We start from the raw sequence: 16,283 nt of genomic DNA on the forward strand, positions 1-16,283 counted from the left end.
CGCCTCAACGGTTAACTCAGATGGCTATTTGGACAGCGACTTAAACGCCGCTAACGCGCGCTGGCGTGCTGCTTTGTGATCGACGATCGGTGGTGGATAGTCAATATCGGTTAGCAGATCTTGGGGCGGCGCATGGCGCGCTTTAGCGGGCAGTTGAGCCAGCTCGGGCAGCCAGTGGGCAACAAACTCGCCTTCGGCGTCAAAGCGCGTGGATTGGGTGGTCGGGTTAAAAATACGAAAATAGGGCGCAGCGTCCGTGCCCGTTGAGGCCGCCCACTGCCAGCCACCGTTATTGGCGCAGAACTCACCGTCCACTAGATGATTAAGAAAAAAAGCTTCGCCACGCCGCCAATCAATCAGCAGGTGCTTGCTTAAAAACATCGCCGTGATCATGCGTAGCCGGTTGTGCATCCAGCCGGTGTTGACTAGCTGGCGCATGGCAGCATCGACGATCGGGTAGCCTGTTCGCCCCTCACACCAGGCTTGAAAACCTTCCTCATCGTCGCGCCAGGCTAAATGCTTGGTATGTTCTTGAAAGGGTTGATAGCGACATACCTGGGGAAAGCCAACCGCTACATGTTGATAAAATTCTCGCCAAATCAGTTCGTTAACCCAGGTGGTAAGGCCGCTATCGCCATCGGCCAAATGGCCGCCGTTCTCGCTCATCACTGCTTGAAGGCATTGGCGGTAAGAGATCATACCCAGCGCGAGATAGGGCGATAGCGCGCTGGTACCGCGCACGTTAGGCAGGTCGCGCTGGGCATTGTAGTGGCGGCCCCGAAAGCGCAAAAACCGCGCTAAATTATCACTCGCGGCTTGTTCGCCAGCGGGCCAGAGTCGCCCATCAACTGGGCGGCTTTCAAGCTCCGGCAGCGCTGGCAGCGGGTCGCTGGCGATAGCCAGCGGCGTTTGCACCGTTGGGGTGTCGCGCAGGGCCAGCTTTTCGGCGCTGACCTGCTTGTGCCACGCTTTTGAAAACGGCGTAAATACCCCGTAGTAATCGCCTTTGCCGGTTAACAGGCTGCCGGGGGCAAATGCCACCGCGTCGTGATAACCATGGGCAGCCATCCCGGCCTGCTTGAAGGCATCCTCTACCGCTCGGTCGCGGCGACGTTCATTGAGCGCGTACTCACAGTTGAAGTGCAGCTGCTCGATGGCATAGTGGCGAGCGATATCGAGCAGCGCTTCAGGCGCTTGGTCATAGTGTTTAATATCGCGATGCAGCAGCGGAATATTCAGGCCGTTCAGCGCTGTTCTAACGGCGTCAACGCCACGCGCCCAAAAATCCAGCTTATTGGCGCCGTGGCCATGCGCTTGCCACTGGGGAATGCTACGCAAAAATACCGCTATGACCGGCCCTTTTGCCGCAGCGGCGGCCAGGGCACTGTTGTCATCAATGCGCAGGTCACTGCGCAGCCACACCAACTGTCGTTTCATGGGCTCTCCTGTCAAAGGGGGCTCGCGCGGCGTGATAAAAAAAATGGCCGATCACATAGAGGTGGGATCGGCCAGAGTGACAGCATGCTTGTTACAGGATTCCACACTCACGCAGCAAGGGCCGCAGGCGGGCAATGGCTTGGGGAAGGTCGTCGCCCAGCATGTGTACGGGCCCATCGCGCAGGTCGTTTTCACGCAAACGCGCTACTTCCCCGCACACCCCAATGGGCACGTTGAGTGACTCCGCTGCTTTGGGTAGCGCTTGATGAATGTAGCTATCGCTTTCGCGTTGGCCGCTGGAAAGCAGCACCATCGATGAGTGCAGGCGAGCTACTGCCTGGGGCAGATCTTCCAGTGGTAACGAGTGGTCAAGCATCTGCACGCGGTAACCTTGTTCGCTGGCCATCAGCGCCGACATCAAAACCCAGAGGGGGCCAGGATCATCCGGCATCGCGTTGAGTAGAATCAACGGGCCCCGGGTCGTTTGGTTGGCATAGTGTAAGCGTATGCCCACCTGGCTGCGTAAAAATGCCTCAAGCGTACGGCGAACTAACTGATCCTCCTGAATAGCCCACTGGGCTTCCAGGGTTAAAATGACCGGTTGCCAGAGCTCATTAATCGCAACGCTAAGCGGATAGACCGCTAGGCTTTGGTGATAAAACGCTTCTAACTTGGGCAGATCTAGCGCCTCGATAATGGCCTGTAGCTGTTGGCGCTGGCTCGCCCAGTCGCCCACATTGGAAGTGGGCGTTTCAATCGTTGCCGGCTGGTCAAGCAAGTCGCCGACTTGACTGACCGGCACACCACGGTTGAGCCACTGTAAGATGCGTTCGATGCGGGTTATATCGTCCTGGGCGTAAAGCCGATGGCCCTTCGGGGTGCGCTTAGGGCGAATTAAACCGTAGCGTCTTTCCCAGGCGCGCAGCGTGACCGAATTCACACCCGTTATGCGCGAAACCTCGCGTATCGGATACAGTGGCGTATCGGCTGGGTGGGTCGCCTTGTGACTCATTGGCACCAGTGCCTCGTCGTTAACTTCAACTTAATTAGCCGGGCATTCGTTGACTGCAGCCGAGTGCTGCAGGGGGGCGACATTGTTCGCGGCGGCGAAGGTAATTCATTTTCCATGTTAAGTTGCCTGATTAAAGAGCCAAACATAAGCACAATACTCTATGCCCATTTGTACAACTTGTCTCCATCCGGTACAACCTTTATAAGAATCCTTCCTACTTCATCATATAATTTAGCTATCAGACCGACCGGCCTACTAGTGCTTTGGTGAGTAGCGTTTGCGCTAAATGATGCCCTGAAAGCCAGGCATCTTCGACGCGGCCATCGCGAAAACTATCGCCACATAGCGCCAGGCCACCTGTCGTGTATAAGAAAGCGTATTCGCAAGGGGTGGCGGGCTGTGAATAACGCCAGCGATGGGCTCCCGTTTCGATAACCCTGGGCAACGTTGCTGATGCCGGAAAAACACTTTTTAGTGCCGCGAATAGCTGCTCGGCAATCACCTCGGCGGGTTGCTCTAAGTGGGTTTCGCTCCAGTCAAGTTGAGCCAGCAGGCTGACGCTTTCCGGCTGATCCTCGCGCCCCGGTTTCGTCTGATTGCGCGCGATCAGGCGCAGTGCAGGGTGGTCTACGCGTGCCATCTGCCAGGCGTGATCAACCTCGCTTAAGCGGGGTAAGGGTTGTTCAAAAATCGCCCAGCCAGCCCAGCAGGCACGCTGGTGGCGAGCTTGGCAGGCGGCCGCGAGGTCGTCGTCCCATGGTGCGACCAGCGCCTGTGCCTGGGGCGGCGGCGCACTGATCACCACGTAATCAAAAGGCCCGTGGACGGTGCCGTTATCATCGACTAACTGCCAAGCAGTGGGCAGGCGTTGCAGTGCCGCAATGGCAGTGCCCATATGCATCTGGGTATTGGGTAAGGCCGCCAATGAATCCGCTAAGTGACGCGTTAAGGCACTCATACGTGGGGCGCCGGTATAGCGCGTTTGACCATCGTTATGCGCCTGCCAGCCACTTGAGCTAGCCTGATAAGTGCGCGTCGGCCAAGGGGCAACGCAGCCGATGGATAGCCATTGGTCCACCGCGCATTGAAAGTCTGGGTCGCGTACGCTAAAAGCCTGGGCGCCCAGGTCCAGCGTTGCATCGGGGCGCCGCTTGCTCGACATGCGCCCCCCGGGGCCACGGGCTTTATCAAACAGCGAAACGGCGACGCCACTACTGGCCAGCACTTGACCACAGGCAAGGCCCGAGAGACCCGCGCCGATAATCGCAATGGAGTAGCTTTCGGTGAGCGTTGATATTGGCGGTGTCGTCATAGCCCCTCGTGACGTTTAAGCGGGTATTATCGCCTTATTGTAACAGCTGTGTATAAATGCAGTACAATTTAAATATCATTTTATTTGCCACACAGTCGCGCAGTGATGCGTTTGCCAAGGCGGCATGCAAAAAACGCTAACAGATAGCGACACCAGCGACACCAACAGGAGTAACACCATGCGCGTATTAGTGACCGGGGGCAGTGGTTTTGTCGGCCAGCGGCTTTGTCCAGAGCTTGTGGCACAAGGCCATGAGGTCCAGGTGGTATCGCGCACGCCTCATAAAGTGCGCGAGCACCTGCCTATCGGCTGTGACATTCGCGACAGTGCTCAGGCATTTATCGAGTCACCGCCGGATGCATTGATCAACCTGGCCGGCGAGCCGATTGCAGCGAAGCGTTGGAGTGATGCGCAAAAAGCGGAGCTGATTAACTCACGCGTGGGGGCCACTGAGCAGTTAGTGGCGCTTTGCGAGCAGCTTAAGGCCAACGGACAACCGCTTCCCAGTGTGATGGTTTCGGCTTCGGCAATGGGTTATTACGGCGATCAAGGCAAGCGCGTGGTCACCGAAGAGACTCAGCCCCATGGTGGATTTGACCATCGGCTGTGTCAGCAGTGGGAGGCGGCTGCGCAGCCGGTTGAGGCAATGGGGGTGCGGCTGGCCATTGTGCGCATTGGCTTGGTACTGGAAGCCAACGGCGGCAGTTTAGCCAAAATGTTGCCGCCGTTTAAGCTGGGTTTGGGTGGCCGATTTGGCAGCGGTGAGCAGTTTATGCCGTGGATTCACCGCGAAGATCTCGTCGCGGCGATTCTGTTTCTCCTCGAACAAGACACCTTAAGCGGCGTGTTTAACGCAAGCGCGCCTCACCCGGTGACCAACGCCGAGTTTACCAAGACATTGGCCAAGCATTTACACCGGCCAGCGATATTCCCCGTACCGGCGTTTGTACTGAAAGCGGCGTTTGGGGAAATGTCCCAGATATTGCTGACCGGCGCGGATATGCGCCCTGAGCGCCTTGAAAAGGCAGGATTTGAATTTCAGTATCCCACGCTCGATAAGGCGCTTGAGGCCATTCTTTAGCAATCTCAGCCTAGCGATCAGCATCGACGGTGATAATCACCCGCACTGAATCAAGCCGCAGGCGGGTGTTTTCAATCGCTTCGCTAAGCGCCTTTCGCTCATCCTTCAGGGCGTCGATTTCCGCACTGCGTACCGCCGGGTTGTGTTCGGCCAAGGCGGTTAAGCGGGCAATTTCGGCGTCCAGATGAGTGCGCATTTGCACTTCGGCGTTTTCGACAATGCTGGGCAGCTGGCGCTCGGCCTCGCCTTCGCCCTGGGTGAGCAGCTGACGCAGCTGGTCGTGGCGGCTTTTGATCAAATCTCGCGCCAGCGATTTATTGACCTTCTGCAGATTTTTACCCAGGCCGGTGAAGGAGATCTTGCTGGTCAAGTTGGCGCCTGATTCATCCAGTAACACGCGCACGGCGGTGGGCGGCAAGAAGCGATTAAGGTGCAGCTTTTTGGGTGCCGGACAATGGGTGCGAAATACCAGCTCGGCCATCAACCGGCCACTGGGAATGGCATCGTGACGCAGCAGCGCTAGCGCCGAATTGCCCATGGTGCCATCCAACACGCGGCCCATCATTTCGCGTATCAGCGGGTGCTCCCAAGAAAGTCGCTGAACATCATCCCGGGCCAGTGCCTGGGCGCGGCTGTAGGTAGCGGTAAAGCCCTCTTCGCCTTTAACCAGGCCGGGTAAGCCGTCCAACATATGTTGGCTGGGCTTTAGGTGGATAAGCCCTTTACCAATTTCCTGGCTATCTACACCGAAAATATCCAGTGCCCGCTCAATGTAGCGCGGCAGGGCAGTGTCCTCATCGAGCTCGCGAACGGCGTCGATCACCTGCTGGGCCCGCGCAGGGCGGCAGGCGTTGAGCTCTAGCAGCCGGTTGCGTCCCGCATCGTGTTCCGCCAACTTGGCGCTAAACATCGTGCGGGTTTCGGCGATGATCTCGTCAAGGGCTTCGTCATCTAGCAGGGCGTCGGCCAGGGCGTCGCCAAAGGCTTCAAACAGGTCACTGCCGACCCCGTGGGGCGCGCTGAAGGCGTCCATGCCTTCGTGGTACCAACGCAACAGACGTTGACCTGGGCTGCCTTCGAAGGTGGGAATATGCAGCTCAATGGCGTTGCGCTGACCGATGCGGTCGAGGCGGCCGATGCGCTGTTCAAGCTGATCCGGGTGCTGGGGCATATCGAACATCACCAGGTGCCGACAGAACTGGAAGTTACGCCCCTCAGAACCAATCTCTGAACACACCAGCACTTGGGCCCCGTCTTCATCGTCGGCAAATGCCGCCGCCGCGCGGTCACGCTCGATCAGGGAGAGGTCTTCGTGGAACACCGGTGCATGGTAGCCACCCAACACCCGTAGCCCTTCGGCAAGCCCTTCGGCGGTCTCCCGGTGGTGCGCAATGACCAGCACTTTGTCGTTGGCGAAACCGCTCTCGCTGTCGTCGCTGAGCTTTTCCAGCAGCCAGTTAACCCGCGGGTCAATGTGCCACCAGGGTTCGCTATTGAGCGGGTCATCACTAAGTTCGCGATAGGCTGCATCTGGATAGATCAGCACGTCGGGGTGATCCATGCCTGTCTCGATCAACAGCTCATCAAGGTAATCGTCGTCGCGCTCAAGGCGGCGCACGATACGCCGATAGGCGGGCGGCAGCGCGAGTGGTACTAAGTGCAAGCGCCGCTCGGGGAAGCCGCCGACGTGGCGGCGACTGTTACGAAACATCACCCGGCCGGTGCCGTGGCGGTCAAGCAGCGCTTCGCTCAGCTGGGCGCGGGCGGTGTCCTGCTGCGCTTGGCTGGCTTCGCTATTGCATAGCGTGGCCAGCAGGGCCTGACTGTCGCGGTCATCGGCCACGGCAGATACTCGGGCGCGGGCGTCAGCGTCGCCCGGCAGCGACGCTAAGGCATCAATGGCGCTGGCTACCTCGGTGTAGTGGCTCTCTTCCGCTTTGAAACGCTCAAGGTCGTGGTAGCGCTCGCGGTCCAGCAAGCGCAAGCGGGCAAAGTGGCTGTTAATGCCCATCTGCTCAGGCGTGGCGGTGAGCAGCAGCAGACCCGGAATCACCGCCGAAAGCTGCTCGACACATCGATAACCGGGGCCGCTGCCTTCCTCGCTCCAATCGAGGTGGTGGGCTTCGTCAACGATGAGCATATCGAACTGGCTGGCCAGCGCTTGCTCCTGACGCTGGGGGTTGGCAAATAGCCAGCCTTGGCTCGCCAGCACGAGCTGGGCGCTCTCAAACGGGTTGTCGCTGCCGTGGGCCTGGCTTTGGGTTTCATCTAACAGCGAGACGTTGAGCGAGAAACGCCGCAGCAGCTCGACCAGCCATTGATGGGTGAGGCTGTCGGGGACCAAGATCAGCGCGCGCTCGGCGCGACCGGTGAGCAGCAGCCGGTGTAGGATCAGCCCCGCTTCGATGGTTTTACCCAGGCCCACTTCGTCCGCCAACAACACGCGCGGGGCGTGGCGATGGGAAACCTCGTCGGCAATGTAGAGCTGGTGGGGGATCAGGTCGATGCGCGGCCCGGAAAAGCCCAATGCGCTGTGCTGCTCAATACGTTGAAAGTGGTGCAGCGTGCGAAAACGCAGGTCAAACCAGTCATTGCGATCCACTTGGCCGGTCAACAAACGATCGCGCGCTTGGTCGAACTGCATGGTATCGGCGAGCTTGGTCTCGGGCAGCTCGCGCGGGTTGCCTTGGCTATCTTCACCGATATAGGTAATCAGGCCGTCGGACACTTTGCTGTCATCGACCACCATTTGCCAGCCATCGGCGGAGAGCACGCGGTCACCGCTGCCGAACATCACTCGGGTCAGTGGGGCCTGACGGGTATTGTAGGTACGCGTTTCCTGACTGGCACTGAACAAAATGGTAACGCTACGGGCGTCGCAGTTAAGCACGGTGCCAAGCCCAAGCTCAGCTTCGCCGTCGCTAATCCAGCGTTGGCCGGGAGAAAAATCGCTCATGATGCCTCGGAGAAGTCTGCAAAACGGGTCGTAAGCCGTCGGTAGGGGAGCGCCGACGGCAAACAGGGCGGGGGATTCTAACGCAAAGCCGCGGAGGGATTAAGGAGTATCGGCATCAATCGGCTAACCAGCGATCCAGGTGGGCGCGGGTTAGCTCGCCTACGTGCACATCGAGGGTGTTGCCCTGGCCGTCAAACAGCACGGTGGTAGGCAACCCCGGCGCTTGAAAAAGCGCCATTAGCTGCTGGCCGGGGTCTCGCAGCGCATAGCGAAACTCAAGCTGCTGCTCGTCCAGATAGCGCACAATGGGCAGCAGGTCTTCGCCCTGGTTGGCAACCACTACGTTGACGCCCTCGCGCTGGGCAACCTCTTCAAGCAGCGGCATTTCGCGCAGGCAGGGCGGGCACCAGGTGGCCCATAGATTGACGATAACCAAATCGCCGCCTTCGGCCAGCGATGGGAGATATACCTGCTGTCCTTCAGTGTCCTCAAGGGTGACCTCGGGCAGAGTTTTAACGGCGAAGTCATTGCCCAAGGGCGCCAAGGTGAGAAGCACCAGCCACAGGCTGGAAGCGGCGACGAGCATGGCCATGGCGCCGCCCATGGCTAATAGCCGCGCCCGCAGCGCCCAGGCCGTCCAGACTAGGCCAGCAGCGAGCCCCCACAGGCCGTGGTAGCCGGGCTGCCAGACTTTGAGCGCTTCCAGCGGCGTAGCGCTGTAGCTATCCAGGTTGAGTACGACATGGCCCACCCGGGCGCCGACCAACCACACAATGATAAGTCCGCTAAACCAGCGCTGCTGAGTTGGGCGTGGCAGCCCTAACAAAAAGCGCGCGCAGAGCAGTAGCAACAGCGCGCAACCGATAGCGTAGAGGCGCGGTAATGAAATCAAAAGCGGGCCGAGGGCAATGGCGTTCATGGGGTTCCAGTTAATGTTCCAATTAAGTATCTAATTAGCTTTCCCGTTTAATAAGCTTCGCGTTAAGCCGTTACACTGGCAGACCATACCATGCGAGCTGACAATTACGGAGACGTTATGCCCCCACCCGCTTTCGATAAACTGCGCGCGCTTGCGATCGGCTCCCAAGCGATTGGTTTAACCCTGATCATTGCCCTGGAAACCGTGATGGGTAACGCAGCACGCCCCTGGCAGGGTGTTGTGTTGGCCGCCATGCTGGCGACGGCGATAGGAATTGCGTTGGTGCGTCTTTATCGCCATAAACGCAACCAAAAACAGATCGCTGAACGCAGGCAACGCTTAGAGGAAGAAGACAAGCGTTAGCAACATAGACTTGTGTTTTTGCCTTTCCAGTTCCAGATTAGTAGCAGCCTTAACGATTGTCCGCTGGGGCAGACTAAAAAAATAGACAGATTTTCACTCACTGGGAGCGACACATAACATGATCAATAAGCGTGTACTAGCCACCGCGGTGGCGGCCTCAACCTTGGCAATGACCAGCTTCGCTCAGGCGGAGGTCAAAGTGGGTTTTTTGGGCGGTTTCACGGGCGGGATTGAAAGCCTGACCCCCGCCATTTTCGCAGGGGCCCAGCTAGCCGTTGAGCAGATCAATGAGCAGGGCGGCATTTTAGATGGCGAAACGCTGACGATGCCCACCGGCGATACCACCTGCTCCGATGCCTCAGCTGCCTCTAATGCTGCTGACCGCTTGGTGAACTCCGAAAATGTCACCGCGATTGTCGGTGCACTGTGTACCGGTGCGACCATTGCGGCGGCCAACAACGCCGCCATTCCCGGTGGTGTGTTGATGGTATCGCCCGCTTCCACGGCCCCTGCGGTATCTGAGCTGGACGATAATGATCTCGTCTTCCGTACCGTGCCGTCCGATGCCTTCCAGGGGGAAATGCTGGCAAAACTGTTGTTGGAAAAAGGCATCGATTCGGTAGCGGTCACCTACGTCAACAATGATTACGGTCAGGGGCTTTCTGACGCCTTTAGCGCAGCTTTTGAAGCGGGCGGCGGCGAGATTGCCGAAAGTCTTGCTCACGAAGACAACCGCGCGGATTATCGCTCTGAGCTAGGCTCGTTGTCGGTGAGTGGCGTAGAGACCCTCGTCGTGCTTGCCTACGCCGATACGTCGGGTCAGACGGTGTTGCGCCAAGCCTATGAAAGCGGCATGTTCACCCAGTACGTTGGCGCCGACGGCATGGTTGGCGATAGCCTGATTGAGGCCATTGGTGCGGATGTGCTGGATGGCATGATCGCCACGCGCCCAGGTAGTCCTGATCTGCCCGGCACCGATATGTTTATCGAAGCCGCCGAAGCTGCTGATCTAGACCCGAGTGCGGTATTTGCCGCCCAAGCCTACGACGCCGCTTTTCTGGTAGCGCTGGCGATTGAGCAAAACGGTAGTGCCGAACGTGAAGGGCTCTCTGAAGCACTGCGCAGCGTCTCTAGCGCCCCCGGCGAGGTCATTTTGCCCGGCGAGTGGGAAAAGGCGGTTGAGCTAATTGCAGCAGGCACCGAGATCAACTACGAAGGCGCCTCCGGCTCGCATGAGTTTGATGATAACGGCGATGTGCCCGGCGTGGTGGTGGAAATGGTCGTCGAAGACGGTACTTTCACCAGCAAAGGATTGGTTGATCTTTAAGAGAGCAATGCCATTAGTTCAGTTAGCTTGAGCTAAGGGCGGAATCAACCCGTAGCGGGGGTCTTTCGCCAAGGATGGCGAAAGTAGCGCCCATGGATGGGTTCACAGCGCCCCCGCATAGGGTTGTTTCGACCGACTAGTGGCACTAAACACAACAATGCCCGACTATTACCAGTCGGGCATTTTTTATGGCTCAGCAGTTGAGAAGATCAGCTGTGGCTTTTGATCTTCTCGGGCAGCAGCCCTTTGGGCGCGAAGCGCAGCACCATGGTGATCAATAAGCCAATCACCAGCACCCGTGCCTGCAGGGCGCGACTATCCATATTGCTAGGGGCATCCCAACCGAAAGCGCCTTCCCCAAACGCCACCGCTAGTTGCATTAAGAACAGCGCCAGGGGCTCCGACATAATCCAGATGATATACACCGCCACGGCACCAAAAATAGTGCCCAGGTTATTGCCCGGCCCACCCAGAATCACCATCACCAACACCAGGAAGGTATGGTTAAGCGGTAGGTAGCCTTGCGGATCAAAGAGGCTGTTAAAAGTGCCCAGTATGCCGCCGCCGATGCCCATCAAAATGCAGCCCAGCACGAAGATTTCCAAACGCCGTTTATTGATGTCTTTACCCATCGCGGCTGCAGACACTTCGTTATCGCGAATCGCCCGGATCATACGGCCCCAGGGGGCGTTGTAGGCGCGATTGAGCAGAAAGAAGATGACTGCAATGATCACCGCGGTAAACGAAAGGTAAATAGCCCGGGAGAGCGTAAACCCCAGTTCGGCAGGCCCCGGTGTGGGCCAGGGTAGCGGAGAAACGGTGGCAGTGCCGCGGGTAAGCCAGTCAGAGTTTTTCAAAAACGCTTTAATGATTTCAGCTATGCCCAGGGTGGCAATGGCCAGGTAGTCGCTGCGTAAACCTAAACAGATATGGCCAATAAAGTAGCCAACGCCACCGGCCAAGGCGCCCCCGACAATCCAGCCGACCCAGGGCGGTAAGCCCAGGCCACCGACAAAGCCGGCCTGATTTTCAATCGCCTCAGTGACCTCGCGCAGCTGGCTAATCACCACCAGGTAAAGCACCACGCCCAGCACCACCGTGATAAACGTACGCAGAGGCCTGGGCACGCCCAGGCGATCCAGTTTGCTGGCGCCAACGATAAGCAAGACGGCGGCAGCAACATACAGCAACACAAGGCCAAATTCGCCAGGCAACGCGGTGCCCCAGAAGGCATCGTTAACCGGCACGCTGAAGAACATCGCACAGAAGCCGCCCAGGGCGACAAAGCCCATGACCCCGGCGTTGAACTGCCCCGCATAGCCCCACTGAATGGTTAACCCCAAAGCAAGAATGGCGTAGCAGGCGGCTTCTACTAACATGCGCGTGCTATAGGCAGCGCCCATGATGGCGTAAACCGCCAAGATAGCCACCAGCAGTAGGCCAAATAAAACCAGCTCGCGCAGTGGAAAGCGCCGCGTTTGGGTGGCGTCTTGAGGGGTGTCGTTAGGATCGCGTGTGTTGGGTGAATGGCTCATGAAATCACCTTGCCCTTAAAGAGTCCGGTGGGGCGCCACACCAGAATGGCCACCAGAATGAAAAACGGCACCACAATTTTGTACTCGGTACCCACGAAGGCGAGGTTCGACGGTAGTTCCAGCCAGGCGGGCAGGCTATCGCTGAAGGGGCGCAGCAGTACGTTCCAGTTGAATACCGCCAGGGTTTCGGCAAAGCCGACCACAAAGCCACCGGCAATGGCGCCGTAAGGGTGACCAACGCCGCCGACAATGGCGGCGGCGAAAATGGGCAGCAGCAGGAAGAAGCTTAAATCGGGTTTAAAGGTGACATCCAGGGAGAGCAGCGTTCCCGCAATCGCCGCCAGCGCTCCGGCAATCATCCAAGTCACCGCCACAATGGTATTGGTGTTGATACCCGATGCCTGGGCGAGCTCCGGATTGTCTGACATGGCGCGCATCGCCTTGCCTAACCGCGAACGATTGAGAAATAGATGTAGTGCAACGACGGCGACAATCGTAATCACAAACAGGTAAATCTGCGGCTCGGTGACCACGATAGGCGCCCGGACGCCCTCAAAGGGCAGCGCCAGCCGGAAGATCTCTTTACGGTCATCGACATATAAACTCTGCCCGCCGGTGCCCGAAAAGAGGCGAATTAAGCCCTGCAGAATCAAGGTGACCCCCAGCGAGCCAATCACCAGCACGATGGGCTGTACCCCATGGGCCCGCAGCGGTTTGTAGAACAGCTTGTCAATACCTACGGCCAGGCCGGCAGTGAGCAACATCGCCAGTGGCAGCATCAACAAAGCGGTGGGTACGCCGATGCTGGCGCCCGCTGCCGGAAATGCCGTGGTCAGCAGTAGCACCATAAAGGCACCAAAGGTCATTACGTCGGCGTGGGCGAAGTGGGCAAAGCGCATAATGCTGAAGACCAGCGTCACGCCAACCGCCCCGATGGCATAAATAGAGCCGCTCACGCTGCCCGAAATCACCACATTATTGATGAAAAAAACCAGTTCGTTCACGTATATCTCCTAGGGCTAGCCGCCCAAAAAGCTTTTGGCGACATCAGGGTCGGCGAGCAGTGTCGCCCCAGTGTCGGTAAAGCGGTTTTGGCCAGCAGCCAGCACAAAGCCTTTGTCGGCTATCGCGAGTGCCTGTTTGGCGTTCTGTTCCACCATCAAAATGCCTACGCCGGCGGCGTTGATCTGTTTGACGCGGTCAAATATCTCATTCATATACAGCGGCGACAGCCCCGCGGTCGGTTCGTCAAGCAACAACAAGCTGGGTTCGGCCATCAAGGCGCGTCCCATGGCGACCATCTGGCGTTGACCGCCGGAGAGCTCACCTGCTGGCTGGCGGCGTTTTTCATACAGCGGTGGGAAGAACTCATACACCTGAGCGAGCATGCGCTTGACGTTTTGCGGCTTTAAAAAGGCACCCATTTCGAGGTTTTCCTGCACCGAAAGGCTGGGGAAAACGTTCTTCTCCTGGGGGATAAAGCCCATGCCCCGCTGCACTAACTGGTTGGGAGGTAAGTTTTGAATCGGCTGGCCGTTCAGCAGTATCTCGCCCTGATTGACATGCAGCAGGCCGAAAATGGCTTTTAGCATGGTAGATTTACCGGCGCCGTTGGGGCCAACGATAACCCCGACCTCATTGGCTTCTAGCGTCATGTTTACCCCGTTAAGGATATTCATGCCGCCATAGCCGCCGTGCACGTCGCGAGCGTCGATTAAAGGCATAAGAAAAATATCTCAGCAAGGTCGCCTGATAGCGACATCATGGTAGTTAACAGCAGGTAGAGTAAGCGTCACCTTCAAGCGGCGTCGGTGCCAAAGTACGCTTCAATAACTTCGGGATTATTCTGGATGTCGTTGATGTGCCCCTGGACCATCACGCTGCCTTGAGCCAGCACGATCACTGGGTCGCACAGGCGGGCTATCATTTCCATATCGTGCTCAATGACCAGGAAGGTGTAACCCATTTCACGGTTGAGCCGCTCGATATTGCTGATCAAATCACCCAGCAAGGTGCGGTTTACCCCGGCGGCGATTTCATCTAACAGTACCACCTTGGCATCGGTCATCATGGTGCGGCCAAGCTCCAGTAGCTTCTTCTGGCCTCCGGACAAATTACCGGCTAATTCATTGCGCACGTGGTGCAGGCCGACGAAGTCAATCACCTCCAGGGCGCGGCGGCGCACCTCGGCCTCTTCCCGCTGCACCTTGCCAGGCTTTAGCCAGGCACTGAACAGGTCTTCACCAGCTTGCTTGGGCGGCACCATCATCAAGTTTTCCAGCGCGCTCATCTGGCTAAACTCGTGGGCGATTTGAAAGGTGCGCAGTAAGCCGCGATGAAAGCGCTGGTCGGGGCTGAGCAGGGTAATGTCCTCACCATCGAGCAGGACGCGGCCGCTATCGGGTGCCAAGGAGCCAGCAATAAGGTTGAACAGGGTCGATTTGCCCGCGCCGTTGGGGCCAATCATGCCGGTAATTGAGCCTTTCTCTACCTGGATGGAGCAGTCGTTAATTACCTGTAGGCCGCCGAATGCTTTGTTGACTCGCTGTACATCAATGAGGGGGGTCATACGCTGTCTCCACGCGACACAAGCGGCCGATCAGCCGCCTGTGAATGCGTATTAAAGGTTTGTTGCTACGGTTTTTTCAGCCACCGCTGGCTGGCAGCAAAAGCGCCGATAATCATCAGCGCGCCAAGGGTAGGGACTAGGTAACCCTCTACCAGCGGAATGGTGCGCAAAAACACAAAGGCCACGGCGGCGGGGGCCACAAAGCGCACCAGAAACCGCCAGAATTTAAACCAAGTGACGCTGCTGCCCAGTTCTTTCATCACTTCGCTTTGCGTCAGCGCCCAGCCCGCAAACAGTGCGATTAACAAGCCGCCCACCGGCATAAAGATATTGGTCAGTAGCTCGATAAACTCAAACGCACTGCGACCAAACAGGGTGTGGAATATCGTCCCCTCGGCCCAAATGTTAAAGCTAACCACGGTTAGTAAACCCATTGCCCAGGCTGCAATCACCATAATCGTCACCGCCTGCGGGCGGGTCATATCAAAGCGTTCCACCAGAAATGCCGCAACAGGCTCAATCAGCGAAATGGCGGAGCTGAGAGCCGCGCCGAGCACCAAAATAAAGAACACCCCACCAACTAAAGCGCCAAACGGCATCTCGGCAAACGCCAGCGGAAGTGTCACAAACATCAGCCCAGGGCCTTGGCCGGTTTCCAGGCCAGCGCCAAACACCAGGGCAAAAATGGCCAAACCCGCGACCATCGCCACGGCAGTATCGACGACGGCGACCGCAAAGGCGGTGCGGGTCAGTGATACGTTGCTGGGCATATAGGCGCCGTACGCCATAATCGCGCCCATACCCAAGCTCAGCGTGAAGAATGACTGCCCCATGGCCTGTAGCCAGCCTTCAAGGCTGAGGTCGGCGATATTAAAGGTAAACAGGAAGCTGGCGGCAGCGCCTACATCGCCGTTTACCACGCTATAGGCCAGCACCACGAGCAGAATCCCAAAGAGCGCAGGCATCAAAATGCGCAGGCCCGCTTCGATGCCTTTATGAATGCCCATGCCAACAATCACCGCGGATGCGGCAATGAACAGGGTGTGATAGAGCGTCATTAAGCCGGGGGAGGCCAGCAGGGCATCAAAGCCAGTGCCAATGGTTTGCGCGTCGGCGCCGACCAGGGAGCCGGTCAGCATTAACCAAGTGTAGTGAATTGCCCACCCGGCGATCACCGAGTAAAAGCTTAAAATCAAAAATGCCGAGGCGGCCCCCAACCAGCCGATCGTTTCCCAGGCGCGAGAGGTGCCGTGGGTTTTGGTCAGGTGCCGCATACCCATAATCGGGCTCTGACGGCTGGTGCGCCCCAGCATGATCTCGGCAATCAGAATCGGGATGCCGACGGCAAAAATCGTCAATGCGTAGACCAAGATAAAAGCACCGCCGCCGTTTTCACCGGTGAGGTAGGGGAAGCGCCACAAATTCCCCAAGCCGACGGCGGAGCCAACCGCGGCAAGAAGAAAAGTGCCTTTATGCGTCCAGACGTTATGACCGCTCATGGGTAAGAATGTCCGTGGTTGGGTATCAGGATGAAGGCGAATATCCAAACATGGGTACGAGTATCAAACGTATGTATGAATATAGCGACGCTAGCGCGTTTTAAACGCGCTAAAGATAACGCCACTTTGCGATATAACGCTCGGTCTTTCCAGCATCATAGCGTTTAGGCTGCGTTAAGTGGGGAGCTTGGCAGCGTTGCTGATTTAATGACGAGGCGGCTGAGTTGGTGGCTTGATACAAAAAAACCCGCTTGCGCGGGTTTTCAAGGGACT

13 protein-coding genes are annotated in these 16,283 nt (G+C 57.7%); 3 read left to right on the top strand and 10 right to left on the bottom strand.

The window, feature by feature from the left end:
* Positions 1 to 24: 24 nt before the first annotated feature.
* The 3 genes from phrB to RZA33_RS13845 all read right to left on the bottom strand — a co-directional run bounded on the left by phrB (position 25) and on the right by RZA33_RS13845 (position 3,761).
* Positions 25 to 1,437: a deoxyribodipyrimidine photo-lyase gene (phrB, locus tag RZA33_RS13835; RefSeq protein ID WP_317508302.1), complete on the bottom strand. Its 1,413-nt coding sequence runs from the start codon at positions 1,435 to 1,437 to the stop codon at positions 25 to 27.
* A gap of 91 nt (positions 1,438 to 1,528) precedes the next feature.
* Complete coding sequence (locus RZA33_RS13840) at positions 1,529 to 2,449, bottom strand: MerR family transcriptional regulator (RefSeq protein ID WP_317508303.1); 921 nt, start codon at positions 2,447 to 2,449, stop codon at positions 1,529 to 1,531.
* 238 nt (positions 2,450 to 2,687) lie between these two features.
* A complete protein-coding gene (locus RZA33_RS13845; protein ID WP_317508304.1) occupies positions 2,688 to 3,761 on the bottom strand; it encodes an NAD(P)/FAD-dependent oxidoreductase in 1,074 nt (357 codons plus the stop codon).
* A 178-nt stretch (positions 3,762 to 3,939) separates the two neighbouring features.
* Between RZA33_RS13845 and RZA33_RS13850 the strand changes: the two genes are divergently transcribed.
* On the top strand, positions 3,940 to 4,842 hold the full coding sequence (locus RZA33_RS13850; protein ID WP_317508305.1) for a TIGR01777 family oxidoreductase: 903 nt from the start codon (positions 3,940 to 3,942) through the stop codon (positions 4,840 to 4,842).
* Positions 4,843 to 4,852: 10 nt separating this feature from the next.
* On the opposite strand, the gene rapA is transcribed toward RZA33_RS13850, so the two are convergent.
* Both rapA and RZA33_RS13860 read right to left on the bottom strand, forming a co-directional pair.
* The gene (gene rapA, locus RZA33_RS13855) at positions 4,853 to 7,798 is read right to left on the bottom strand and encodes an RNA polymerase-associated protein RapA (protein ID WP_317508306.1); all 2,946 of its coding nucleotides are present in this window, start codon (positions 7,796 to 7,798) and stop codon (positions 4,853 to 4,855) included.
* Positions 7,799 to 7,913: 115 nt separating this feature from the next.
* Entirely contained in the window at positions 7,914 to 8,717 is an 804-nt protein-coding gene (locus RZA33_RS13860; RefSeq protein ID WP_317508307.1) for a TlpA disulfide reductase family protein, read from the bottom strand.
* A gap of 117 nt (positions 8,718 to 8,834) precedes the next feature.
* On the opposite strand from RZA33_RS13860, the gene RZA33_RS13865 reads away from it, so the two are divergent.
* Together RZA33_RS13865 and RZA33_RS13870 are read left to right on the top strand one after the other, a co-directional pair.
* Complete coding sequence (locus RZA33_RS13865) at positions 8,835 to 9,080, top strand: hypothetical protein (protein ID WP_317508308.1); 246 nt, start codon at positions 8,835 to 8,837, stop codon at positions 9,078 to 9,080.
* Positions 9,081 to 9,198: 118 nt separating this feature from the next.
* The gene (locus tag RZA33_RS13870) at positions 9,199 to 10,407 is read left to right on the top strand and encodes an ABC transporter substrate-binding protein (RefSeq protein ID WP_317508309.1); all 1,209 of its coding nucleotides are present in this window, start codon (positions 9,199 to 9,201) and stop codon (positions 10,405 to 10,407) included.
* Between the two features lie 209 nt (positions 10,408 to 10,616).
* On the opposite strand, the gene RZA33_RS13875 is transcribed toward RZA33_RS13870, so the two are convergent.
* The 5 genes from RZA33_RS13875 to RZA33_RS13895 form a co-directional block, all read right to left on the bottom strand.
* The gene (locus RZA33_RS13875; protein WP_317508310.1) at positions 10,617 to 11,942 is read right to left on the bottom strand and encodes a branched-chain amino acid ABC transporter permease; all 1,326 of its coding nucleotides are present in this window, start codon (positions 11,940 to 11,942) and stop codon (positions 10,617 to 10,619) included.
* On the bottom strand, positions 11,939 to 12,946 hold the full coding sequence (locus RZA33_RS13880; RefSeq protein ID WP_317508311.1) for a branched-chain amino acid ABC transporter permease: 1,008 nt from the start codon (positions 12,944 to 12,946) through the stop codon (positions 11,939 to 11,941). The genes RZA33_RS13875 and RZA33_RS13880 overlap by 4 nt, the downstream gene beginning before the upstream one ends.
* A 15-nt stretch (positions 12,947 to 12,961) precedes the next feature.
* Positions 12,962 to 13,666, bottom strand: coding sequence for an ABC transporter ATP-binding protein (locus RZA33_RS13885; RefSeq protein ID WP_317508312.1), 705 nt, complete (start codon positions 13,664 to 13,666; stop codon positions 12,962 to 12,964).
* A 74-nt stretch (positions 13,667 to 13,740) separates the two neighbouring features.
* Complete coding sequence (locus tag RZA33_RS13890; RefSeq protein ID WP_317508313.1) at positions 13,741 to 14,511, bottom strand: ABC transporter ATP-binding protein; 771 nt, start codon at positions 14,509 to 14,511, stop codon at positions 13,741 to 13,743.
* A gap of 65 nt (positions 14,512 to 14,576) precedes the next feature.
* A complete protein-coding gene (locus RZA33_RS13895) occupies positions 14,577 to 16,010 on the bottom strand; it encodes a sodium-dependent transporter (RefSeq protein ID WP_317508314.1) in 1,434 nt (477 codons plus the stop codon).
* Between the last annotated feature and the right edge of the window lie 273 nt (positions 16,011 to 16,283).

It is taken from the genome of Halovibrio sp. HP20-59 (genome assembly GCF_033052795.2).
Classification (GTDB): domain Bacteria; phylum Pseudomonadota; class Gammaproteobacteria; order Pseudomonadales; family Halomonadaceae; genus Vreelandella.

Coding starts and splice junctions, on each gene's coding strand:
- RZA33_RS13895 (WP_317508314.1), bottom strand. CDS start 16,010: ATGAGCGGTCATAACGTCTGGACGCATAAAGGCACTTTTCTTCTTGCC.
- RZA33_RS13845 (WP_317508304.1), bottom strand. CDS start 3,761: ATGACGACACCGCCAATATCAACGCTCACCGAAAGCTACTCCATTGCG.
- RZA33_RS13860 (WP_317508307.1), bottom strand. CDS start 8,717: ATGAACGCCATTGCCCTCGGCCCGCTTTTGATTTCATTACCGCGCCTC.
- phrB (WP_317508302.1), bottom strand. CDS start 1,437: ATGAAACGACAGTTGGTGTGGCTGCGCAGTGACCTGCGCATTGATGAC.
- RZA33_RS13870 (WP_317508309.1), top strand. CDS start 9,199: ATGATCAATAAGCGTGTACTAGCCACCGCGGTGGCGGCCTCAACCTTG.
- RZA33_RS13875 (WP_317508310.1), bottom strand. CDS start 11,942: ATGAGCCATTCACCCAACACACGCGATCCTAACGACACCCCTCAAGAC.
- RZA33_RS13865 (WP_317508308.1), top strand. CDS start 8,835: ATGCCCCCACCCGCTTTCGATAAACTGCGCGCGCTTGCGATCGGCTCC.
- RZA33_RS13890 (WP_317508313.1), bottom strand. CDS start 14,511: ATGACCCCCCTCATTGATGTACAGCGAGTCAACAAAGCATTCGGCGGC.
- RZA33_RS13850 (WP_317508305.1), top strand. CDS start 3,940: ATGCGCGTATTAGTGACCGGGGGCAGTGGTTTTGTCGGCCAGCGGCTT.
- RZA33_RS13840 (WP_317508303.1), bottom strand. CDS start 2,449: ATGAGTCACAAGGCGACCCACCCAGCCGATACGCCACTGTATCCGATA.
- rapA (WP_317508306.1), bottom strand. CDS start 7,798: ATGAGCGATTTTTCTCCCGGCCAACGCTGGATTAGCGACGGCGAAGCT.
- RZA33_RS13885 (WP_317508312.1), bottom strand. CDS start 13,666: ATGCCTTTAATCGACGCTCGCGACGTGCACGGCGGCTATGGCGGCATG.